The 22,008-nt window shown below is 60.6% G+C and carries 15 protein-coding genes; 9 read left to right on the top strand and 6 right to left on the bottom strand.

Annotated elements, in window-relative coordinates; genetic code table 11:
* Nucleotides 1–201: 201 nt before the first annotated feature.
* The gene (locus AWM79_RS19910; RefSeq protein WP_017130108.1) at nucleotides 202–1,158 is read right to left on the bottom strand and encodes a hypothetical protein; all 957 of its coding nucleotides are present in this window, start codon (nucleotides 1,156–1,158) and stop codon (nucleotides 202–204) included.
* A 171-nt stretch (nucleotides 1,159–1,329) separates the two neighbouring features.
* Entirely contained in the window at nucleotides 1,330–1,827 is a 498-nt protein-coding gene (locus AWM79_RS19905) for a DUF2165 family protein (protein WP_017130109.1), read from the bottom strand.
* A gap of 147 nt (nucleotides 1,828–1,974) precedes the next feature.
* Between AWM79_RS19905 and AWM79_RS19900 the strand changes: the two genes are divergently transcribed.
* Nucleotides 1,975–2,811 (top strand): 23S rRNA (adenine(2030)-N(6))-methyltransferase RlmJ, encoded by an 837-nt coding sequence (locus tag AWM79_RS19900; protein ID WP_017130110.1) that lies wholly within the window; start codon nucleotides 1,975–1,977, stop codon nucleotides 2,809–2,811.
* Between the two features lie 53 nt (nucleotides 2,812–2,864).
* Here the strand turns inward: AWM79_RS19900 and msrA are convergent, their stop codons facing one another.
* The 4 genes from msrA to aceE all read right to left on the bottom strand — a co-directional run bounded on the left by msrA (nucleotide 2,865) and on the right by aceE (nucleotide 11,366).
* Nucleotides 2,865–3,512 carry a peptide-methionine (S)-S-oxide reductase MsrA gene (gene msrA, locus AWM79_RS19895; RefSeq protein WP_017130111.1) on the bottom strand — a complete coding sequence of 216 codons (648 nt, stop codon included), beginning with the start codon at nucleotides 3,510–3,512 and terminating at the stop codon, nucleotides 2,865–2,867.
* Nucleotides 3,513–3,591: 79 nt separating this feature from the next.
* Nucleotides 3,592–6,285 (bottom strand): sensor domain-containing phosphodiesterase, encoded by a 2,694-nt coding sequence (locus tag AWM79_RS19890; RefSeq protein WP_017130112.1) that lies wholly within the window; start codon nucleotides 6,283–6,285, stop codon nucleotides 3,592–3,594.
* Between the two features lie 471 nt (nucleotides 6,286–6,756).
* The gene (gene aceF, locus AWM79_RS19885) at nucleotides 6,757–8,709 is read right to left on the bottom strand and encodes a dihydrolipoyllysine-residue acetyltransferase (protein WP_060783599.1); all 1,953 of its coding nucleotides are present in this window, start codon (nucleotides 8,707–8,709) and stop codon (nucleotides 6,757–6,759) included.
* An 11-nt stretch (nucleotides 8,710–8,720) separates the two neighbouring features.
* On the bottom strand, nucleotides 8,721–11,366 hold the full coding sequence (aceE, locus tag AWM79_RS19880) for a pyruvate dehydrogenase (acetyl-transferring), homodimeric type (protein WP_017133381.1): 2,646 nt from the start codon (nucleotides 11,364–11,366) through the stop codon (nucleotides 8,721–8,723).
* Nucleotides 11,367–11,750: 384 nt separating this feature from the next.
* On the opposite strand from aceE, the gene glnE reads away from it, so the two are divergent.
* From glnE to AWM79_RS19840, 8 genes are all read left to right on the top strand, one after another.
* Entirely contained in the window at nucleotides 11,751–14,690 is a 2,940-nt protein-coding gene (glnE, locus tag AWM79_RS19875) for a bifunctional [glutamate--ammonia ligase]-adenylyl-L-tyrosine phosphorylase/[glutamate--ammonia-ligase] adenylyltransferase (protein ID WP_060783598.1), read from the top strand.
* A 210-nt stretch (nucleotides 14,691–14,900) separates the two neighbouring features.
* Nucleotides 14,901–15,935, top strand: coding sequence for a lipopolysaccharide heptosyltransferase II (waaF, locus tag AWM79_RS19870; RefSeq protein WP_060783597.1), 1,035 nt, complete (start codon nucleotides 14,901–14,903; stop codon nucleotides 15,933–15,935).
* 1 nt (nucleotide 15,936) lies between these two features.
* On the top strand, nucleotides 15,937–17,001 hold the full coding sequence (gene rfaC / locus AWM79_RS19865; RefSeq protein ID WP_026013333.1) for a lipopolysaccharide heptosyltransferase RfaC: 1,065 nt from the start codon (nucleotides 15,937–15,939) through the stop codon (nucleotides 16,999–17,001).
* Complete coding sequence (locus tag AWM79_RS19860) at nucleotides 17,001–18,125, top strand: glycosyltransferase family 4 protein (RefSeq protein WP_017133377.1); 1,125 nt, start codon at nucleotides 17,001–17,003, stop codon at nucleotides 18,123–18,125. The genes rfaC and AWM79_RS19860 overlap by 1 nt, the downstream gene beginning before the upstream one ends.
* On the top strand, nucleotides 18,122–18,928 hold the full coding sequence (gene rfaP / locus AWM79_RS19855) for a lipopolysaccharide core heptose(I) kinase RfaP (protein ID WP_017133376.1): 807 nt from the start codon (nucleotides 18,122–18,124) through the stop codon (nucleotides 18,926–18,928). The genes AWM79_RS19860 and rfaP overlap by 4 nt, the downstream gene beginning before the upstream one ends.
* Nucleotides 18,928–19,662 (top strand): lipopolysaccharide kinase InaA family protein, encoded by a 735-nt coding sequence (locus tag AWM79_RS19850; protein ID WP_017133375.1) that lies wholly within the window; start codon nucleotides 18,928–18,930, stop codon nucleotides 19,660–19,662. Before rfaP ends, AWM79_RS19850 begins: the two co-directional genes overlap by 1 nt.
* Nucleotides 19,659–20,411: a lipopolysaccharide kinase InaA family protein gene (locus AWM79_RS19845; RefSeq protein ID WP_017133374.1), complete on the top strand. Its 753-nt coding sequence runs from the start codon at nucleotides 19,659–19,661 to the stop codon at nucleotides 20,409–20,411. The genes AWM79_RS19850 and AWM79_RS19845 overlap by 4 nt, the downstream gene beginning before the upstream one ends.
* Nucleotides 20,411–21,862 (top strand): lipopolysaccharide kinase InaA family protein, encoded by a 1,452-nt coding sequence (locus AWM79_RS19840; protein WP_017133373.1) that lies wholly within the window; start codon nucleotides 20,411–20,413, stop codon nucleotides 21,860–21,862. Before AWM79_RS19845 ends, AWM79_RS19840 begins: the two co-directional genes overlap by 1 nt.
* Nucleotides 21,863–22,008 lie beyond the last annotated feature (146 nt).

Below are 22,008 nucleotides of genomic sequence, written 5' to 3'. Positions count from 1 at the left end.
CGGCTGCTACCATGCTGACTCTTCTTGTTCGACCCATGAACCCCTTGCCCCAGCCGATTTTCGAATCAATGATCAATGAGCATTTGTCCAATAGCTTTTCCATTCGATCCAGCTTCCAATGGGCAAGAGCCGCCACGACCAGCAGGTTAACGATAATCCAGAGCATGACAGCACAATCTATGCAGAATGAGGGGGGGAGAGTCATGGGGCTGTCCATTGATATAGTTTCTCACCCGTCCTTTCACCGGCTCCTCCAACCAAGCCGCCGAACATTGCTCCCCCGGCTACTCCACTGACAACAAGACAACTCAAAGCTCCTGGGCCTGTGGTAATGCCTAGGATCGTAACGCATACCCAAACACTGGCAGGGCCAGCAATCAAGCCTCCCGCGACGTTGCCGGCCAGCTTGCCGCTTTCGACGAATTTGGCCTCTCGGCACTGTTCTTCTCGCCCGCTGGAACAGGCTTCTCTTATTTCCAGTGCGGTAGCCGTGGTGTCCAAGGCGATTCCGATAGGCGTTCCTTTTTTAAGATGGTTGGCGGTCCTGGATATACTGTCTAATGTCGAGGCATAACTTTTGATCTCGCCACTCTGGACGTAGCTCCGGGTGGAAATACCCAACATTTTCTTGATCGATCCTCTATTGCGCAGCCCTGTGCCGTAGCGGGCGAATCCTTCCAATTGGGCATCCAGCTTGGCGAATAACAGCCTTCTTTGCGCGAGGAATTCATCCCTGCCGCCACTTCTGCTGAGGGAGTGTTTATGCAGCGCTTCGATTTCTTGCAGTGTGCTGCTCACCGCTGTCAAGTGTTTGTTCCAGGCATTGCTTGCGCTGCCGAGGCCCAGGGCGGCGTTGCCCAGTAGCATCTGCAAGAGATCATAGTTTTCCAGGATAAAGCCGTCCGAGCGTGCCAAATTGCTTGCCAGAGCGTGCCTGACCCTCCAGCCGGCCTCCATCAGGCGGGCCTCTTCGGCGGTACAGGACATTGTTGAGTCGTCGCCGACGATAACAATCTGACCTGGCAGAACCATCATATTGTGAATATGGGCGTTCAGGGTGTCGAATTTCGTGGCGGCGTTTCTACCCAGTGACAACGATGATTTCAACATCGAGTAGCCTTGTATGCGCTCGTTGATAAAGGCGTAGGGTTGGGTCATGGCAGTTTCGTTCCGGGGTAAGTTGAACTTCCGTGCTTATTGGCACGCGAAGCCAACTTGATATCCCGTGACCGTTGTGTTGCCTATCAGCAGGTTCCTATCAAGTTGTGTGAAAAATCCAAAAGTTTGATATGAAAAAAGTTGTAGGAGGTTGTTGCCTACATGAGATGGCTATCGAGCCTGCTCGGCGTCCGCTTGATTCACGAAGATCAGTACGCCAAGGATCGCCATGTAAAACCTGAAAGCAGATTCCTGGCCATTCCAGATCGGCGATTGCCACATCAGGAACCATTCCCCGCCTACCACCATGAAGCCGAAGAACCAGACCAGGAAACCCAGGGTTGCGCCGCCAACGACCCACTTCTTTGCCTGGGCGAAGGTGGCGGCATCGGCCTTGCGCGCTCGCCACAGTGACAGTGCGCCCAGGGCCAGCAGCACGGCGGTCAGACCTTCGCCGAAGATGATCAGCCAGTAGGCGGCATGCCACAGCACCGGTGTGGTGATCGCACGGTACATCGCGGCATTGTTCGCGAAGGTGGTGTCCATGCTCAGTACATGGCTGACAAAGGCGAAGTTGGAGCCGTAATCGGTGATGTTGTTGAAGGTGACCATAAAGGCGAAGGCGGCAAGGGTGAGGCTCAGGATAATCTTGGCGTAGCGGACGGTCATTGTTTTCAGGTCCTTCATGGGTGGGGAAACGACGTTATCACGGCAGATAGCGGGAAGTATGTCAGCGCCCAGCCCTGCCGTTTGTACGTTGCGACCTGACGGCGGCTGGACCACAGGGTAAACTTCGCCTCCTTCGCAGGAGTCGCCATGAACTACCGTCACGCCTTTCACGCCGGCAATCACGCCGATGTCTTGAAACACCTGGTCCTGACCCGCCTGATCGCGCTGATGGCGCGCAAGGAGCAGCCGTTCGCCTACCTCGACAGCCATGCCGGTATCGGCCTGTATGACCTCAAGGGCGACCAGGCCAGCCGCACCGGCGAATACCTTGAGGGGATCGGTCGCTTGTGGGGCGAACAGGATCTGCCGGCGGTAACTGCCGACTATCTGCGCGTGCTGCACGAGATGAACCCGGATGGCCAATTGCGTTATTACCCTGGTTCGCCAGAACTGGCGAGGCGCTTGAGCCGTGCCCAGGACCGTGTGTTGCTCAATGAAAAACACCCGGAAGACGGCAAGCTGCTCAAGGACAACATGAAGGGTGATCGAAGAGTGGCGGTGCACCTGGGCGAAGGCTGGCATGTCGCACGGGCGCTGTTGCCGGTCGCGCAGAAGCGTGCGGTGCTGCTGATCGATCCACCGTTCGAACAGCTCGACGAGATGCAGCGCTGTGCCGCGTCGTTGAAGGAGGCCATTAGTCGCATGCGCCAGACGGTGGCGGTGATCTGGTATCCGATCAAGGATCAACGTGCCCTGAAGCGTTTCTACCAGGACTTGGCCGGCACCGGCGCGCCGAAGTTGCTGCGCGTGGAGTTGCTGGTGCACCCTTTGGATACGCCGGCGAGCCTGAACGGCTCGGGCCTGGCGATTGCCAATCCGCCGTGGGGCCTGGAAGAAGAGTTGCGCCAATTGCTGCCGTGGCTGGCGCAAAAACTGGGGCAGACCCAGGGTGACTGGCGGATGGACTGGTTGATTACCGAGTAACTGTTGGGGCGCTCAGAGCCTGGCGCCCGCTCGCGACCCTTGCCAGCAGGGCTTCAGATTGGGCAGGTCACTCCCGTGCCACGGATGCCACAATAACCTTCGGGATTTTTCGCCAGGTATTGTTGGTGATAAGCCTCGGCGTAGAAGAAGGTCGGCGCCTCCTCGATTGCTGTAGTAATGGTGCCGAGGCCGGCCTTGGTCAATTCGGCCTGGTAGACTTGTGCGCTGTTCTTCGCGGCTTCCAATTGGGCCGGCTTGGTGGCATAGATCACCGAGCGGTACTGGGTGCCGATATCGTTGCCCTGGCGCATGCCCTGGGTGGGATCGTGCAGTTCCCAGAACAGTGCCAGTAGCTCTTCATAGCTGACTTTTTCCGGTTCATACACCACCAGCACCACTTCACTATGGCCGGTCAGGCCCGAGCAGACTTCTTCGTAGGTGGGGTTGGGCGTAAAGCCGCCAGCGTAGCCCGCTGCGGTGCTGTACACCCCTTTATATTGCCAGAAGCGTCGTTCCGCGCCCCAGAAGCAACCCAGGCCGAAGATCGCGAATTCGACATTGCCAGGAAACGGACCCAGCAGCGGGTGGTCATTGACGAAATGTTTGTCCGGTACCGCGATCGGGGTTTCGCGGCCAGGTAGAGCTTGTTCTTTGGTAGGGAGCACGTTTTTGTTCACCAGAATTTCCGAGCGCAAGGCCATATCGCAGTCCTCTCAGTCAGGTTGGGATAAGCTGTAGTGTTGTAGTAGACCGCCAGTGTGCCCGAGTGTTACAGCGCTGTCAGGCTAAAGGACCGCGCGGATAACGTCTGAGCTGGCGGACCAGTTCGATTCCGGGGATCGGCCGGTCGAATAGATAGCCCTGGCCGACGTCGCAACGGTGGCGACGTAGGAACGCCAGTTGCGCGGAGGTCTCGATGCCTTCGGCCACCACTTTGAGCTTGAGGTTGTGGGCCATGGCAATCACGGCGGAGGTGATTTCCATGTCATCCTGGTTATCCGGGATTTCATGGATGAAACTGCGGTCGATCTTGATGATATCGATCGGGAATTTCTTCAGATAGCTCAGGGACGAGTAGCCAGTGCCGAAATCATCCATGGCCAGGGTCAGGCCGAGTTTCTTCAATTGGTCGAGCTGCCGGTGGGTGTCTTCGGTAGCTTCCAGCAGCAGGCCTTCGGTCAGTTCGAGCTCCAGCAGCGACGGTGGCAGTTGCTCTTCCTTGAGGATACTGGCGATGGACGCCACCAAGTCGGGATCGGAGAACTGCTTGGGCGACAGGTTGATCGCCACCTGCAGGTTGCCCAGGCCACGAGCGGTCAGTTTCTTGCTCATGCGACAGGCTTGGCGGGCGATCCATTTGCCGATCGGAATAATCAGGCCGGTTTCTTCGGCCACGCTGATGAACTGGTCCGGGCGAATCATGCCCTTTTCCGGATGATTCCAACGCAACAGCGCTTCCATTCCCAGCAGGCGCCCGCTGCGCAGGCACAACTTGGGTTGGTAAAACACGTCCAATTCGTTCTGGGTCAGAGCGCGGCGCAGGTTGTTCTCGACGAACAACTTGTAGCTGGCTTCGGCGTTCAGCGCTTCGGTAAAAACCTGGACTTGATGCTTGCCGTTGGCCTTGGCCTTGTGCAGCGCCAGGCCGGCGTTGCGCATCAGCGTCTGTGGGTCGCGTCCGTGCAGCGGTGCGCTGGCCAGGCCGACAGAGCCGGTGACGCTGATCAACTGGTTATCGACGAACATCGGCTTGTCGAGGGTGGTGAGCAATTGGTTGGCGATCTGTTGACCGGTCTCCAGGTCGGTGTCGTCCAGCAGCACCGCGAATTCGTTGCTGGCAAAGCGTGCCAGGCTGCCGCTCGGACTCAGGCTGTTGCGCAGGCGTCGGGCCAGGCTGATCAGCAGCTTGTCACCGGTCTGGTGGCCGAGGCTGTCGTTGATCCGCTTGAAGTTGTCGATATCCACCAGAAGCAGGCTGATGGGCGAGTCGCTGTCCCGGGCGAAGCGCTCGTCGAGGTTGCGGATAAACGCCGGGCGGTTGCCTAGATTGGTCAGGTTGTCGGTATAAGCCAGGCGTTCGATGCGCTGCTGTGCGAGCTTGGTCTGGGTGATGTCTTCGTAGATGCCGATGTAGTGGGTCAGCTCGCGGTTGTCACCGTAGACCTTGGAAATCGACAGTTGGCCCCAGTAGGGTTCGAGGTTCTTGCGCCGGCTCTTGAACTCGCCCTGCCAGCTGTTGCTCTTGGCCAGACTCGACGCTGCGTCAAACAGCAGTTCGCTGAGGTTTTCCAGGGCCGGCAGCTCAGAGAGTTTCTGGCCGTGGACTTCCTCGGTACTGTATTGGGTGATGGCGGTAAAACTCGGGTTGACGTACTCCACCACACCGTCGCAATTGACCAGCAGAAAAGCATTGGCGCTTTGCTCGACCGCGCGCTGGAACAGGTGCAGGGCGCTGGTGGCGGTACGCCGGTTGTGATTGTTGATGACTTGGGCGAACTGGTCCGCCAGCTCTCCGGCAAAAGCGATTTCATCCGATTGCCAGGCACGGGTCTGACCGGTCTGTTCCAGGCACAGCACGCCGACCACCTGGCCGTCGATACGGATGCTGGCGTCGAGCATGGCGTTGATATCTTGGGGTCGCAGGCTTTCGGCCATCTTGCGTGTGCGTGGGTCGCGAATGGCGTTATGGGCGTCGATGGCGCGGCTGGTATGCAGGGCTTCCAGGTAGTCGGGGAAGTGACTCGCATCGATCACTTGCGGTACCACGTATTCCTGGCTGGCGCGATGATAGGCGGAGATCGGCACCAGGCGCTGGTCTTCGAGATACCAGATACTCGCACTGTCGATTGCGTAGATATCGCAGGCACTGCGGGTGATCAGCTCAGCGGCTTCGCGCAGCGAGTTGTTCAGGCTGTAGCGCTGGCGGGCCAGGCGCAGGATCAGGTCTTGCTGGGCGCGCACCCGGTCCAGGTGTTGCAGTTGTTCCTGCTGGGCGCGCTGGTTCAATTGGAGGGCGATCTGCAAGCGACTGTTTTGGGTTTCCAGGTCGGCCACGGGCAATCCCGGCTCCTGGTCGAGCAATCCCTCGACCACTAGCAGGTAGCCACGCAACAGATGGCGATTGTGTTGTTTGTAGGCTTCGCCCAGTTCCAACAAGGTCAGCGGACCCAGTGTGGTATGCAACGTATAGCGGATCAGGTAATGCGGGTTTTCCACCAGTTGCGCCTGGATGGCCTCATGCAGGCGATAGCGAGCGTCGGGCTCCATCAGGCTGGCGTAGGGCGAGCCGACCAAGGCACAAAGTTCGATGGCCGGCTGGCCGAACTGGCGTTCGCAATTGGGGTCGAGAAACAACAGCGCCCAGCTGACTTCATTCAGCCGTTCGAAACGCAGCATACCGAGCCGCGAGGGCACCGGTAATTGCGTCACGACCTCGGTCGCCAATCTATTGGCGACATCGGGTTGGCTTTTCATTGAGAGCTCGCTTCAAGAGTACTGATCACGCGGGTAATGACCCTTTTTCTGGCGCGTTAGGCAAGGTTGCATTAAGCGCGTCGGGCTGACAAGCAGAACAGTGGCTCCGTGCCTTCAATGTATCGGCGAGGGGGGAGATTAGTTCAGCGGAGCGCGATGGCGGCGGGTGGTTTTCGCTGTGGGCCAGTGGTTGTAGGAGGGTTCTGGTTTTTTCAGGTGTCGTCCAAGTCGGCAGTGCTCGAAAGCACAATCGTTCCTTCCTCTTTTCGCTCAGGAGCAACGGATGTCCGGCATGGCGCATCAACCCGTGTCATATCGCCCGCACTGCCAAGGGCATCTGGAGCGAAGGCTCAAACCAGCACGATGTGGGGAAAAAAGCCCCGCCAGTCGGCGGGGTTGAGGTACGAGCGTGGCGCTCGGAAATCGATGCGACGAACCCGACCTCCTCGCGAGAGAAGGCCGGGTGATGGGCTACAGCAGGATAGTCCGGATATCCGCCAGCAGGTCGCTCAGGCGTTTGGTGAAGCGTGCCGCCGCGGCACCGTTGATCACGCGGTGATCGTAGGACAGCGACAGTGGCAGCATCAGTTTCGGCTGGAAGGCTTTGCCGTCCCAGACAGGCTGGATGGTTGCCTTGGAAACACCGAGGATCGCCACTTCCGGCGCGTTGACGATCGGCGTGAAGCCGGTGCCGCCAATGTGGCCGAGGCTGGAAATGGTGAAGCAGGCGCCTTGCATGTCGTCGGCGGTGAGCTTCTTGTCGCGGGCCTTGGCGGCCAGCGCAGCGGCTTCGGCTGCCAGTTGCAACAGGTTCTTCTGGTCGACGTTCTTGATGACCGGTACCAACAGGCCCTCAGGGGTGTCGACGGCGAAGCCGATGTGCACATACTTCTTGCGGATGATCGCCTTGGCGCTTGGCGCCAACGAGCTGTTGAAGTCCGGTAGCTCCTTGAGCAGGTGCGCACAGGATTTGAGCAGCAGCGGCAGGATGGTCAGCTTGACGCCAGCCTTCTCCGCAACGGCTTTCTGCGCAATCCGGAACGCTTCCAGCTCGGTGATATCCGCCGAATCGAACTGAGTCACGTGCGGAATGTTCAACCAGCTGCGGTGCAGGCTCGACGCGCCGATCTGCATCAGGCGAGTCATCGGCACTTCTTCGGTTTCACCGAAGCGGCTGAAGTCCACGACCGGAATCGGCGGGATACCCGCGCCGCCGGTTGCACCGCCTGCGGCGGTCGGTGCTTGCTTGGCCTGCTGCATCATGGCTTTGACGTAAACCTGCACGTCTTCCTTGAGCACGCGACCGTGCGGACCGCTTGGGCTGACCGAGCTCAGCTCAACGCCGAACTCGCGAGCCAATTGGCGCACGGCCGGGCCCGCGTGGACCTTGGCACCGGGTTTGGCCGGTGCGGCGGGCGCGACGGCGGCTGGAGCCGCTTCGGCCTTGGTGGCCGCAGGTGCAGGTGCAGGTGCGGCAGCGGCCGGAGCAGCCGCAGGCGCTGCCCCTTTGACTTTCAGTTTCAGGATCAGGTCGCCAGTACCCACCTCGTCGTCTAGCTTGATGGCAACGCTTTCCACCACGCCAGCGGCAGGCGATGGAATTTCCATGCTGGCCTTGTCGGACTCCAGGGTGATCAGCGACTGGTCGGCGGTGACGGTGTCGCCTGCCTTGACCAGCACTTCGATGATCTTGGCCTTGCCCGACGAACCGATATCCGGGACGTGAATATCCTGAACGCTGTCGGCCACCGGTGCGCTTGGGGCTGCCGTGGCTGGCGCCGGAGCAGCGGCGGCAGGTGCGGCAGCCTGAGCGGGGGCGGCGGCAGCCGGTGCTGCCGCGCCCGCTACTTCCAGGTCCAGGATCAGGTCGCCGGTGCCGACTTCGTCGTTGAGCTTGACGCTGATGCTCTTGACCACGCCAGCGGCGGGCGATGGGATTTCCATGCTGGCCTTGTCGGATTCCAGGGTGATCAGCGATTGATCAGCCTCGATGGAGTCGCCGACCTTGACCGAGATCTCGATGATCTGGGCCTTGCCCGCCGAGCCGATATCCGGAACGTGCACTTGCTGGGTAGTGGCGGCGGCAGGCGCGGCGGCAGGCGCCGGAGCCGGGGCTGCTGGCGCCGCAGCCGGTTTGGCGTCAGCCTTGGCCGCCGGTGCGCTGCCAGCCGCGGGGGCCGTGGCAGCGCCACCTTCGGCTTCCAGCTCAAGCAGTTCGTCGCCTTCTTTCAGGCGGTCGCCCAGCTTCACTTTCAGGCTCTTGATGATGCCGGCCTTCGGCGCAGGCACTTCCATGCTCGCCTTGTCCGATTCCAGCGTGAGGATGCTCTGGTCGGCTTCGATGCGATCGCCGACCTTCACAAACAATTCAATGACTTCACCTTCACCGCTGCCGATGTCAGGTACGCGAATGAGTTCGCTCACGGGGTGTCTCCTCAGCAGTCCAGGGGGTTGCGTTTTTCCGGGTCGATCCCGAACTTGACGATGGCTTCGGCCACCACTTTAGGTTCGATGTCGCCACGGTCAGCCAAGGCTTCCAGGGCTGCCAACACCACGAAATGACGATCGACCTCGAAGAAGTGACGCAGCTTCTTACGGCTGTCACTGCGGCCAAAACCGTCGGTACCCAGGACCTTGAACTCCTTGGAAGGGACCCACTGGCGGATCTGTTCAGCAAACAATTTCATGTAGTCGGTAGAAGCAATCACCGGACCCTTGCGACCGTTGAGGCATTCTTCGACATAGCTCAGCTTCGGCTTCTGGCCGGGGTGCAGGCGGTTGCTGCGTTCCACCGCCAGGCCGTCGCGGCGCAGTTCGTTGAAGCTGGTCACGCTCCAGACATCGGCGCCGACGTTGAATTGCTCGCGCAGGATCTTCGCCGCTTCACGTACTTCGCGCAGAATGGTGCCGGAGCCCATCAGTTGCACGTGGTGAGCCGCTTCCTTGGTGTCTTCTTCGAGCAGGTACATGCCCTTGATGATGCCTTCCGGAGCACCGGCTGGCATGGCCGGCTGTTGGTAGGACTCGTTCATCACGGTGATGTAGTAGAAGATGTCCTGTTGCTCTTCGGTCATCTTCTTCATGCCGTCCTGGATGATCACCGCCAGCTCGTAGCCGTAGGTAGGATCGAACGTGCGGCAGTTAGGGATGGTGGCGGCCAGGATATGGCTGTGACCGTCTTCGTGCTGCAGGCCCTCGCCGTTCAGCGTGGTTCTACCGGCGGTGCCGCCGATCAGGAAGCCACGGGTACGGCTGTCGCCGGCGGCCCAGGCCAGGTCGCCGATCCGCTGGAAGCCGAACATCGAGTAGAAGATGTAGAACGGCAACATCGGCTGGTTGTGGCTGGAGTACGAAGTACCGGCGGCAATGAAGGAGCTCATGGCGCCCGCTTCGTTGATGCCTTCTTCGAGGATCTGGCCCTTCTTGTCTTCTTTGTAGAACATCACCTGGTCTTTATCGACTGGCTCGTAGAGCTGGCCGACGGAGGAGTAGATGCCCAACTGACGGAACATACCTTCCATACCGAAGGTACGGGCTTCGTCCGGGATGATCGGGACGATGCGTGGGCCGATTTCCTTGTCCTTGACCAGTTGCGCGAGAATTCGCACGAAAGCCATGGTGGTGGAAATTTCACGGTCGCCGGAGCCGTCGAGGATAGCCTTGAGGGTATCGAGGGACGGTGTCGGCACGCTGAAGCTCTGGGCGCGCCGCTGTGGCACGAAACCGCCCAGCGCGGTACGACGTTCGGCCAGGTAACGGGCTTCGGCGCTGCCTTCTTCCGGCTTGAAGAACGGCAGGTGTTCGAGGTCGGCGTCCTTGACCGGGATGTCGAAGCGGTCACGGAACAACTTCAGGCTGTCGACATCGACTTTCTTGGTGTTGTGCGCGGTGTTTTTCGCTTCGCCGGCACCGGTGCCATAACCCTTGATGGTCTTGGCCAGGATGACGGTCGGTTGTTCCTGGTGGTTAACCGCTTCGTGATACGCCGCGTAGACCTTGTACGGGTCGTGGCCGCCACGGTTGAGCTTCCAGATCTCGTCGTCGGACAGATCGGCGACCATTGCTTTGAGTTCTGGGGTGTTGAAGAAGTGCTCACGGACGAACGCGCCGTCCTTGGCCTTGTAGTTCTGATACTCGCCGTCGATGACTTCGTCCATGCGCCGCTGCAGGATGCCGTCGACGTCCTTGGCCAACAGTGGGTCCCAGAAGCGGCCCCAGATGACCTTGGTGACGTTCCAATGGGCGCCACGGAACACGCCTTCGAGTTCCTGGATAATCTTGCCGTTGCCGCGAACCGGACCATCGAGGCGCTGCAGGTTGCAGTTAATGACGAAGATCAGGTTGTCCAGCTTCTCGCGGCCAGCCAGGGAAATGGCGCCGAGGGATTCCGGCTCGTCGCACTCGCCGTCACCCAGGAAACACCAGACTTTCTGCTTGCCCTGCGGGATGAAGCCACGGGCTTCCAGGTACTTCATGAAACGTGCCTGGTAGATCGCCTGGATCGGGCCCAGGCCCATGGATACGGTGGGGAATTGCCAGAAATCGGGCATCAGCCAAGGGTGCGGGTAGGACGACAGGCCCTGACCGTCGACTTCCTGGCGGAAGTTGTTCATCTGTTCTTCGCTGATGCGCCCTTCCATGAACGCGCGGGCGTAGACGCCAGGCGAGGTATGGCCTTGGAAGTAGATCAGGTCACCGCCGTGCTCGTCGGTCGGGGCCTGGAAGAAGTAGTTGAAACCAATGTCATACAGGGTAGCGCTGGAGGCGAAACTGGAGATGTGACCGCCCAGGTCAGAATCTTTCAAGTTCGTGCGCATTACCATGGCCATTGCGTTCCAGCGCACCAGCGAGCGAATGCGGCGTTCCATGAACAGGTCGCCAGGCATGCGTGCTTCGTGGGTGACGGGAATCGTGTTGCGATACGGCGTGGTGATGGCGTAGGGCAGTTGCGAACCGCTACGGGTCGCGAGTTCGCCCATACGGGTCATCAGGTAGTGAGCACGGTCTTCGCCTTCTTTGTCGAGAACCGATTCCAGGGCGTCCAGCCATTCCTGGGTTTCGACGGGATCGAGGTCTTGCATGGCTTGCTCCAGGGCGGAAAGGCTTCCAGAATCGGTTGCCTGAGTTTGCGACTGGCCTTGTGGGCAGACGACATAAAGTCTTGGATGGTCCGGAGGTTGTTCCGGCGGGCCTGTAGTTTTACTACAAATCGTCGAGCATTTCAGCTTTCCGAATGTATAGACGAGTAGTAAAACTACAGATCAGCGAGCGAAAACTTCCTGTTACGTTGTGAGAATAATCGATATTGTTGGTCGAAAATAAACATTATCAGGTAGACGCTTGATGCTGACTGCCAAAAAAAAGCGATTATCAGCTATTTCTAACTTTTGTTCGACAGGCCTTTTCAGTGTGTGTTTCTTGCCGTCACAGTTTACGGCTGTTTGTTCGACGATCAAGGATAGACCATGAGCGTACCTGCACGAGCCGTTTTGCCAAGCATTCTCCTGCCTTTTGTCCGCCGCGCCGAGCAGTCGTTGCGCGCTGCGGTCGCCACGCTGGACGACGATCATGGACTGGCCGGCTGGTCGCCCGAACGCTGGACGGACTTCGCCAGGGTCAGCGCCGCGAGCGACTTTTTTATTGAACAGTCGGTTCGTGACCCTTTGATGTTGCTGGAGCTGGTGCAGTTCGGAGATCTGGATCGCGGATTCGCCCCGGGGGAAATGTGTGGGCAGATCGCCGCCGCGGCGCAGCAGGCCGACAGTGAGGATGAGTTGGGGCATGTATTACGGCGCCAGCGGACCCGCCAGCAGGTGCGGATTATCTGGCGCGACCTGACGCGCCAGGCGGACCTGATGCAGACCTGTCGCGATCTCTCGGACCTGGCCGATGCCAGTATCGACCAGGCCTACCGGTGGTTATATCAGCGCCATTGCCTGCAGTTCGGCACGCCCACCGGTCGACGCAGCGGCGAGCCACAGCAGATGGTCGTCCTCGGCATGGGCAAGCTCGGGGCCATGGAGTTGAACCTGTCCTCCGACATTGATCTGATCTTCGCTTACCCGGAAGGCGGCGAAACGGTTGGAGTCAAGCGCCCGTTGGATAACCAAGCGTTCTTTATCCGCCTGGGGCAGCGGTTGATCAAGGCGCTGGACCCGATCACTGTGGATGGTTTTGTCTTTCGCGTCGACATGCGCCTGCGGCCCTACGGTTCGGCTGGGGCGCTGGTGCTGAGCTTCAATGCGCTGGAACAGTATTACCAGGACCAGGGCCGTGATTGGGAACGTTACGCGATGATCAAGGCCCGAGTCGTGGCCGGCGACCAGGTAGCGGGTGCGCAGTTGCTGGAAATGCTGCGACCGTTCGTCTACCGGCGGTACCTGGACTTTTCTGCAATCGAGGCGTTGCGCACCATGAAGCAACTGATCCAGCAGGAAGTCCGTCGTAAAGGTATGGCCGAGAATATCAAGCTGGGCTCCGGCGGGATCCGTGAGGTCGAGTTCATTGCCCAGGCCTTCCAACTGATTCACGGCGGGCGTGACTTGAGCCTGCAACAACGGCCTTTGCTGAAAGTCCTCGCCACCCTGGAGGGCCAGGGCTATTTGCCACCGGCGGTGATTGCCGAGTTGCGCGATGGTTACCAATTCCTGCGCTACACCGAGCACGCGATCCAGGCGATTGCCGATCGCCAGACCCAGATGCTGCCCGCCGACGAGACGGATCAGGCGCGCATTGCCTTTATGCTCGGCTTCGACAATTGGGCGGCGTTCCATGAGCAATTGATGTACTGGCGTGCTCGGGTCGACTGGCACTTCCGCCAGGTCATCGCCGACCCAGATGAGGAAGACGGGGAAGAATGTCAGGTCGCCGTAGGCGCAGAGTGGCTACCGCTATGGGAGGAGATCCGGGATGAAGAGGCCGCTTGTCGTCAATTGGAGGAGGCTGGGTTCAACGACGCGCCCAAGGCGCTGAAGCAACTGGCGGCATTGCGCGCCAGCCCGCAATTGCGCGCCATGCAACGCCTCGGTCGCGAGCGCCTGGATGCCTTTATCCCACGCTTGCTGGCCCAGGCGGTCGAGCAGGCCAATCCAAACCTGGTGCTGGAGCGAGTACTGCCCTTGGTCGAGGCAGTTGCACGGCGTTCCGCCTATCTGGTGCTGCTCACGGAAAACCCCGGCGCGCTGCGCCAGTTGTTGACCTTGTGCGCCGCCAGTCCATGGATTGCCGAGCAGATTACCCGCTTCCCGATGTTGCTGGACGAATTGCTCAACGAAGGCCGGCTATTCAAGCCGCCGTTGGCGCCGGAGTTGGCCGCCGAATTACGCGAGCGCTTGACGCGGATTCCCGAGGACGACCTCGAACAACAGATGGAGGCCTTGCGGCACTTCAAGCTGGCGCATCGGCTACGGGTTGCCGCCTCGGAAATCTCCGGCAGCCTGGCGCTGATGAAGGTCAGCGATTACCTGACCTGGCTCGCCGAGGCAATCCTGGAGCAAGTGCTGGCCCTGGCCTGGCGCCAGACTGTCGGCAAGTATGGCTCGCCGCGACGGGCGGATGGCAGCCTGTGCGACCCCGGCTTTATCATTGTCGGTTATGGCAAGGTCGGCGGGATCGAACTGGGGCACGGTTCGGATCTCGACCTGGTATTTATCCATGATGGCGACCCGATTGCCGAGACCGATGGCGCCAAGCCCATCGACACTGCGCAGTTCTTCACTCGGCTGGGACAGCGGATCATTCACCTGCTGACCACCCAGACCAACTCCGGCCAGCTCTATGAAGTGGATATGCGCCTGCGGCCATCCGGAGCTTCCGGCCTGTTGGTCAGTTCCCTCGGGGCATTCGAGCGTTATCAGCAGAACGAGGCCTGGACCTGGGAGCATCAGGCGCTGATCCGCGCCAGGGTACTGGTGGGTTGCCAGGGCGTTGGGAGGCGCTTCGAGAAGGTCCGCGCGGCAGTGCTGGGGCGCGAGCGGGATCTGCCGACCTTGCGCCAGGAGGTCAGCGAGATGCGCGCCAAGATGCGTGACAACCTCGGCAGCAAGGCGACTGTGGCCGGCACGGCGGCCAATGCCTTTGACGCCTCGGCACCCTTCGACCTCAAGCAGGACGCCGGAGGTATCGTCGATATTGAATTTATGGTGCAATACGCGACTTTGGCCTGGTCGAAAGAGCACCCGGCGTTACTGCGCTACACGGATAACATTCGCATTCTTGAGGGATTGGAGCTGGCCGGGCTGATCCCCGCGAGCGATGCTGCCCTGCTGCGCGAGGCCTACAAGGCCTACCGTACCGCTGCCCATCGCCAGGCCTTGCAGAAAGAAGCCGGCGTCATCGGCGGCGACCAGTTTGTGGTCGAGCGCCGCGATGTGATGCGGATCTGGGCCGAGCTGGGACTAAGCTAGTAGCCTGTACGGTGAGTTCGTTAGCTCAAGTTCGATGCCAGAAGCCCATGGCCAAGGCGCTGTGACGAGCCATAGCCCGCTATGGCAAGGAACAGCAACGCCGGTCGGGACTTCTGGCGCCGAAATTGACTCACAGAACCAGCCTACAGGCCACTGGACACGCAAAGACCGGGGAGGCCGCAGGCCTCCCTGATCGTTTCCGGGATATTTATGAAGATTCTCATCGTAGGGCCCAGTTGGGTCGGTGACATGGTGATGGCTCAGACACTGTTCCAGTGCCTGAAACAACGTCACCCACAGTGCGAGATCGATGTGCTGGCCCCCGAGTGGAGCCGCCCGATCCTCGAACGCATGCCCCAAGTGCGTGCGGCCTTGAGCTTTCCGCTCGGTCACGGTGTCTTGGAGCTGGCTACTCGGCGCAGGATCGGCAAATCCCTGGCTGGCCAGTATGATCAGGCGATCCTGTTGCCCAACTCGCTGAAGTCGGCGCTGGTGCCATTTTTTGCCAGCATCCCGAAACGCACCGGCTGGCGCGGCGAATTGCGCTACGGCCTGCTCAATGATGTGCGCAAGCTGGACCCGCAACGCTACCCGATGATGATCGAACGGTTCATGGCCCTGGCCTATGAATCGGGGATCGAGCTGCCGACGCCTTATCCCCGACCGAACCTGCGCATCGACCCGGCCAGTCGCGCAGCGGCACTGGGTAAGTTCGAGCTGGTGCTGGATCGCCCGGTCCTGGCCTTGTGCCCGGGTGCCGAATTCGGTGAGTCCAAGCGCTGGCCGGCGGAGCATTACGCAAAAGTCGCCGAGGCGAAAATTCGCGAGGGTTGGCAGGTCTGGCTGTTCGGCTCGAAGAATGACCATGGGGTTGGCGAAGATATTCGCCAGTGGCTGATTCCCGGCCTGCGGGAAGAGTCGGTGAACCTCAGCGGCTCGACTTCGTTGGCCGAGGCCATCGATCTGCTGTCCTGCGCCGACGCGGTGGTGTCCAACGACTCCGGCCTGATGCACGTCGCTGCGGCGTTGAACCGCCCGCTGGTGGCCGTCTATGGTTCGACTTCCCCAGGCTTCACCCCGCCCTTGGCGGACCAGGTGGAAATCGTCCGGTTGGGCCTCGATTGCAGTCCGTGTTTTGATCGTACCTGCCGGTTCGGGCATTACAACTGTCTGCGCCAACTGATGCCGGCCTCCGTGAACGAAGCCTTGCAGCGCCTGCAAGGCGCCCCGGTCGAGGTCGAGTAAGTTGCGAGTATTGCTGGTCAAGACGTCTTCCCTGGGGGACGTGATCCATGCCCTGCCGGCGCTCACCGATGCGTCCCGGGCCATTCCCGGTATCCGTTTTGACTGGGTGGTCGAGGAGAGCTTCGCCGAGATCCCAAGCTGGCATCCGGCGGTGGACAAAGTGATTACAGTGGCGATCCGTCGCTGGCGCAAGAACCTTTGGCAGGCCGTCAGGAGCGGCGAGTGGAAGCGTTTCAAGCAAAGCCTGCGCGCAACGAAATATGACCTGGTGATCGATGCCCAGGGCCTGGTGAAAAGCGCGTTCCTGACCCGTTATGCGAAAGCGCCGGTCGCCGGGCTGGACAAACAGTCGGCTCGCGAGCCCCTGGCCAGCCGTTTCTATTCCCGGCGCCTGGCGGTGGCCCGTGGGCAGCACGCGGTCGAGCGGGTCCGACAACTGTTCGCCGTGGCCTTGGGGTATGACTTGCCCAAGGGGTTGGGCGATTACGGGTTGGATGTCGACAAACTGGTGGTGTTGCCGCGTAGCAAGACGCCGTTCGTGTTGTTCCTGCATGGCACCACTTGGGACACCAAACACTGGCCCGAGGCTTACTGGCGCGAGCTGGCCGAACGCATGGGACAACTGGGCCTCGAGGTGAGATTGCCTTGGGGCAATCCGGCCGAAAAGGCCCGCGCCGAGCGTATTGCCCGTGGCCTGAAGCATGCGGTGGTACTGCCGAAGCTGAACCTTGCCGGGGTGGCGAAGGTCCTGGCCGACGCCAGCGCCTGTGTGGCGGTGGATACCGGCTTGGGTCACTTGGCCGCGGCGCTGGATGTGCCGACCCTGTCGCTGTTCGGTCCGACCAATCCGGGCCTGACCGGCGCCTACGGCAAGTCGCAGGTTCATCTGGCGAGCAATTTTAGCTGTGCGCCCTGTCTGCAAAAGCACTGCACCTATGTGCCGACCCCTGAAGATCAGCGGCGATTCGACTTGAAGCGCGAATCGCCGCTGTGCTTTACGCGGCTTGATCCCGAGCGTGTCGTCAGCCGATTGAGCGCGTTGTTACTGGCTGAGGAGCGACACTGATGCAACTGGCTTTTGTCCTTTACAAGTATTTTCCCTTCGGCGGACTGCAGCGAGATTTCATGCGTATCGCCCTGGAGTGCCAGCAGCGCGGTCACGCCATTCGTGTTTATACGTTGATCTGGGAAGGGGATATTCCACCCGGCTTCGAAGTGCTGGTGGTGCCGGTCAAGGCGTGGTCTAACCATCGGCGCAACGAAAAACTCAGCGCCTGGATGGCAGCCGACCTGGCCCAGCGCCCGGTGGATCGGTTGATCGGTTTCAACAAGATGCCCGGCCTGGACGTGTATTACGCCGCCGACGGCTGCTTCGAGGACAAGGCACAAAATCTGCGCCATTCGTTGTACCGTCGCTGGGGTCGCTACCAGCACTTCGCCGAATACGAAAAAGCGGTGTTCGCCAAAGGGGCGAAGACCGAGATCCTGATGATTTCCGAAGTCCAGCAGCCATTGTTCATCAAGCACTACGACACACCGCCGGAACGTTTTCACCTGCTGCCGCCGGGGATTGCCCAGGACCGCCGGGCGCCGGCTAATGCCGCCGAGATCCGCGCCGGGTTCCGCCGCGAATTCAAGCTGGCGGACGACGATTGTCTGCTGGTGCAGATTGGCTCCGGGTTCAAGACCAAGGGCGTCGATCGCAGTCTCAAGGCACTGGCGGCCCTGCCGTCGGCGTTGAAAAAACGCACCCGGCTATTTGTCATCGGTCAGGACGACCCCAAGGTATTCCAAGTGCAGAGTGCCGCGCTGGGACTGGGCGAGCACGTGCGATTTCTCAAGGGGCGCAGCGATATCCCGCGCTTCCTGCTGGGCGCCGACCTGTTGATCCACCCGGCCTACAACGAAAATACCGGCACCGTGTTGCTTGAGGCCCTGGTCTCGGGGTTGCCGGTGCTGGTCAGCGCGGTCTGTGGCTATGCCCACTACATTACCGAGGCCGCTGCTGGGTTGGTACTGGACGAGCCTTTCGAGCAGAACCAGCTCAATCAATACCTGAACCGGATGCTGTCCGACGAGACGGCACGCACGACATGGAGCCGCAACGGTCTGGCCTTCGCCGAGACGGCTGATCTCTATAGCATGCCGCAGCACGCGGCGGACGTGATTTTGGCGGAGCCACAGCGATGAAGTTGATCCTTGCCGAACCCTTCAAGAGCCTCTGGGCCGGGCGCGATGCCTTCGCCGAGGTCGAGCAGTTGCAGGGCGAGGTTTATCGTGAGCTGGAGGCCCGGCGGACTTTGCGCACGGAAGTCGCCGGGCGTGGCTATTTTGTGAAAATTCACCGTGGCATCGGTTGGCGCGAGATCTTCAAGAACCTGTTGACCGCGAAGATGCCGGTACTGGGGGCCGGCCAGGAGTGGCGGGCTATCCAGTGCCTGCGCCAAGCCGGAGTGCCCACCATGACGGGTGTGGCCTACGGTGAGCGTGGCAGTAATCCGGCTGGCCAGGATTCGTTTATCGTCACCGAAGAATTGGCGCCGACCATCAGCCTCGAAGACTTCACCCTGCAATGGTCCATACAGCCGCCCGAACCCCGGCTCAAGCATGCGCTGATTGCCGAGGTGGCGCGCATGACCGCTGGCATGCACAGGGCCGGGCTCAACCATCGCGACTGTTATATCGCCCATTTCCTGCTGCATACCGACAGGCCGGTGACGGCCGATGACCTGCGGCTTTCGGTCATCGATCTGCATCGTGCGCAGGTTCGCCCGAGCATCCCGCGCCGCTGGCGCGACAAGGATCTGGCGGGATTGTATTTCTCGGTGCTGGATATCGGCCTTACCCAACGCGACAAGCTGCGTTTCCTGCGAGGCTATTTCCGCCAGCCGTTGCGCCAGATCCTGCGTGACGAGGCGCGGTTGCTGACCTGGCTGCAAAGCAAGGCCGACAAGCTATACAAACGCAAACAGCGTTACGGGGACGCGCTCTGATGTCCGGGTGGAAGCTGGAACCTGAGTATGCGGCGCTGGCCGATGATTTCGGCAGTCTCAAGGCCGTGTTCGCCCTGGAGGGCGAGCACCTGACCCGTGATCCGTTGTCCGAAGTCATCCGGGTCCGGCGCGATGGTGTGAACTATTACGTCAAACGCTATATCGGTGCGGGCAAGGGCATGCGCCGCTACGTGGGCAAACCTCGGGTGAAGTCCGAATGGCAGAACCTCAAGCGTTTCGCCAAGTGGGGGATTCCAACCGCCGATGTGGTCGGCTGGGGCCTGGAGCGCCGAGGCGCGGCCTATCATCGCGGCGCGATGATCACCCGCGAATTGCCCAATACCGAAGACCTGTCGGCCTTGGCCAATCGCCACGATCCGTTGTTGCGCGACCGTGCCTGGGTCGATGGCATCAGCCGGCAATTGGCGCAGTATACGCGGATCATGCACGATCAACGGTTTACCCATAACGACCTGAAGTGGCGCAATCTGTTGGTCGACGACCAGGCCCGTCTGTTTCTGATCGATTGTCCCAACGGCGAGTTCTGGCGGGGCTTCTGGCTGCGCTATCGGATTACCAAGGATCTGGCCTGCCTGGACAAGGTCGCCAAGTATCAGCTGTCGGCGACCCAACGACTGCGTTTTTACCTGCAGTATTGCCAGCGCAGCCGACTGAATGCCGCGGATAAAAAGCGGATTCGACATGTACTGAGATTCTTCGAGGGGCGCGAATGAGCGATTTCCTGGCGGCGACGGACCGCGCATTGCTGGAGCGTAACGGCCTCGGCGACTTTGATGCTTTGTGGGCCATCGAACTCGATGCGGTGGATGAGCCCAATACCAGTGGCGGCGGCTGGAGCCGCGTGTTTCGCCTGGAGCTGGAAGGCCAGAGGTATTACCTCAAGCGCCAGAGCAATTACTTGACGCGGACCCTGCACAGGCCCTTGGGCGAGCCGACCCTTGCCCGCGAGTTTCGCAATATCAGCCGTTACCAGCGGTTGGGCATTCCGGCGTTGCAGGCGGTGTTTTTCGGTGAGCGCAACGTGCAGGGTGAGCGCCGGGCGATGCTGTTGACCCGGGCGCTGGACGGTTGGAACGATCTGGATTCGCTGCTGGCACAGTGGGCGCAGATGAGGCCGGATCGGCGCCAAGCGATCTTGCGTGCCTGCGGCCTGTTGGCCCGACAGCTGCACGCCTTGCGCCAGGTCCATGGTTGTTTTTATCCCAAGCATATTTTTCTGCGGCCGGTGACCGACGATTACCAGGCGCAATTGATCGACCTGGAGAAAACCCGGCCATTGCTGTTTGGCCGACGTGATCGGGTCAAGGATTTGGAGCCGCTGATGCGGCGCGCGCCGATGTGGAGCGAGAGCGAAGTAGGCACCCTGCTGGCGGCTTATCTCGATCAACCGCTGGACAGCCCGTTGGTGGCTGCCTGGCTTAGGCACCTGGATACACGTCGCGGCAAAAAAGGAAATCGTTGATGCGTTTATCCGACTTGAAGTCCGCCGGACGCACGCCAGTCTTGCCCTTGAGCATTGACCTGGCGGATGCCGCCGGGTCCGGGCAGTTGCAACTGCTCAGCCTGCTGCGCGTGCTGCCTGGCCAGCGTTATGTCGGAGCTGGGGTTTGGCGCGGTCGCACAGTGCTGGCCAAGCTGTTGGTGGGCAACAAGGCGGCCCGGCACTTTCAGCGCGAATTGCGAGGTGTGCGCTTACTCGCCGAACAAGGACTGACCACGCCACTGCTACTGGCCGACGGCTTGCGGGAAGGTGAAGGCGGTTGGTTGTTGTTCGAATTCCTCGAGGGGGCCGAAAGCCTGGCCCAAGCCTGGCAGCGAGTCGAGTCGCTACCGCTGCTGGCGGATGAGCAGCAGCAGGTGCTGGCTGAGGCACTGAGCGCCATTGCGCAGATGCATGGCCAAGGTGTGTGGCAGGAAGACCTGCACCTGGACAACCTGCTGCGCCATGGCGCCAAACTGTATTTGATCGACGGTGCTGGGGTTTGTGTCGAGCAGGCCGGCAAAGCGCTGTCACGGCAGAAGGTACTGGAGAACCTCGGGGTGTTCTTCGCACAATTGCCCAAATCTTTCGCGCCGTTTATCGAAGAGTTGCTGGTGCATTATCTGCTGAACAATGCCGAGCACGCGTTGCCGTTGGAGGCCTTGCTCAAGCAGGTCGAAAAAATTCGTGGCTGGCGCCTGAAAGACTTTCTCGCCAAGGTCGGGCGTGACTGCACGCTGTTCAGCGTGCGGAGCGGACCATTCGCCTTGCGGGCCATTCGCCGCGAGGAAGAGGTGGCTTTGCTGCCGGTGCTGGCTCAGGCCGATGCCTTGCTCGACCGGGGACATCTGTACAAGACCGGTGGCGCGGCCAGCGTCGGTCGGGTCGAAGCGGGTGGCCGCACACTGGTGGTCAAACGCTACAATATCAAGGGCTTCACCCATTGGCTCAAGCGCTTCTGGCGCCCGAGTCGCGCCTGGCATTCCTGGCGCGAAGGTAATCGCCTGGCGTTTCTCGGGATCGCCACGCCCAGGCCGCTGGCGGTGCTGGAGCGGCGTTTCTGCTGGTTACGCAGCCGCGCTTACCTGGTGACGGAGTATCTGGCCGGACCCGATATCATCGAGCGTTTTGCGCCTTATGTGGAGTCCGGCGCGGCACCGGAAGCGGAACTGCTCGCCCTGGACCAGTTGTTTATCGAGCTGATTGGCGAGCGCATCAGTCACGGTGACTTCAAGGGACACAACCTGTTCTGGCATGAAGGGCGCTGGGCGCTGATCGATCTCGACTCGATGCATCAACATCGCTCCAACCACAGCTTTGCACCGGCCTATGCGCGGGACCGTGCGCGCTTCATGCGCAACTGGCCCGAGAACAGTGCCTTGTACCGCGTGATCGACGCTCGACTGCCCAAGACCATCGCGTCAGCCCACTGAGCGAGTGACCGCCCTGGCGCCCTGGGCAGGGGCGATCAGCTGCTTGTGGCGCCGAAATCGACTAACAGAACCAGCCACACAGGCCGCTAGAGGCTTGCCGGTGCTTTTACGCTATAATCCCGCCCTTTAGCTGTTTCTTGCCCTTG

Source organism: Pseudomonas agarici (assembly GCF_001543125.1).
GTDB classification, from domain to species: Bacteria; Pseudomonadota; Gammaproteobacteria; order Pseudomonadales; family Pseudomonadaceae; genus Aquipseudomonas; species Aquipseudomonas agarici.
This window is presented reverse-complemented; position numbering and strand designations above follow the sequence as displayed.

Excerpts from the sequence above, each read along its gene's own strand:
- AWM79_RS19850 (WP_017133375.1), top strand. The coding sequence starts at position 18,928 with ATGTCCGGGTGGAAGCTGGAACCTGAGTATGCGGCGCTGGCCGATGAT.
- msrA (WP_017130111.1), bottom strand. The coding sequence starts at position 3,512 with ATGGCCTTGCGCTCGGAAATTCTGGTGAACAAAAACGTGCTCCCTACC.
- rfaP (WP_017133376.1), top strand. The coding sequence starts at position 18,122 with ATGAAGTTGATCCTTGCCGAACCCTTCAAGAGCCTCTGGGCCGGGCGC.
- AWM79_RS19845 (WP_017133374.1), top strand. The coding sequence starts at position 19,659 with ATGAGCGATTTCCTGGCGGCGACGGACCGCGCATTGCTGGAGCGTAAC.
- waaF (WP_060783597.1), top strand. The coding sequence starts at position 14,901 with ATGAAGATTCTCATCGTAGGGCCCAGTTGGGTCGGTGACATGGTGATG.
- AWM79_RS19860 (WP_017133377.1), top strand. The coding sequence starts at position 17,001 with ATGCAACTGGCTTTTGTCCTTTACAAGTATTTTCCCTTCGGCGGACTG.
- AWM79_RS19840 (WP_017133373.1), top strand. The coding sequence starts at position 20,411 with ATGCGTTTATCCGACTTGAAGTCCGCCGGACGCACGCCAGTCTTGCCC.
- AWM79_RS19890 (WP_017130112.1), bottom strand. The coding sequence starts at position 6,285 with ATGAAAAGCCAACCCGATGTCGCCAATAGATTGGCGACCGAGGTCGTG.
- glnE (WP_060783598.1), top strand. The coding sequence starts at position 11,751 with ATGAGCGTACCTGCACGAGCCGTTTTGCCAAGCATTCTCCTGCCTTTT.
- AWM79_RS19900 (WP_017130110.1), top strand. The coding sequence starts at position 1,975 with ATGAACTACCGTCACGCCTTTCACGCCGGCAATCACGCCGATGTCTTG.
- AWM79_RS19910 (WP_017130108.1), bottom strand. The coding sequence starts at position 1,158 with ATGACCCAACCCTACGCCTTTATCAACGAGCGCATACAAGGCTACTCG.
- AWM79_RS19905 (WP_017130109.1), bottom strand. The coding sequence starts at position 1,827 with ATGACCGTCCGCTACGCCAAGATTATCCTGAGCCTCACCCTTGCCGCC.
- aceE (WP_017133381.1), bottom strand. The coding sequence starts at position 11,366 with ATGCAAGACCTCGATCCCGTCGAAACCCAGGAATGGCTGGACGCCCTG.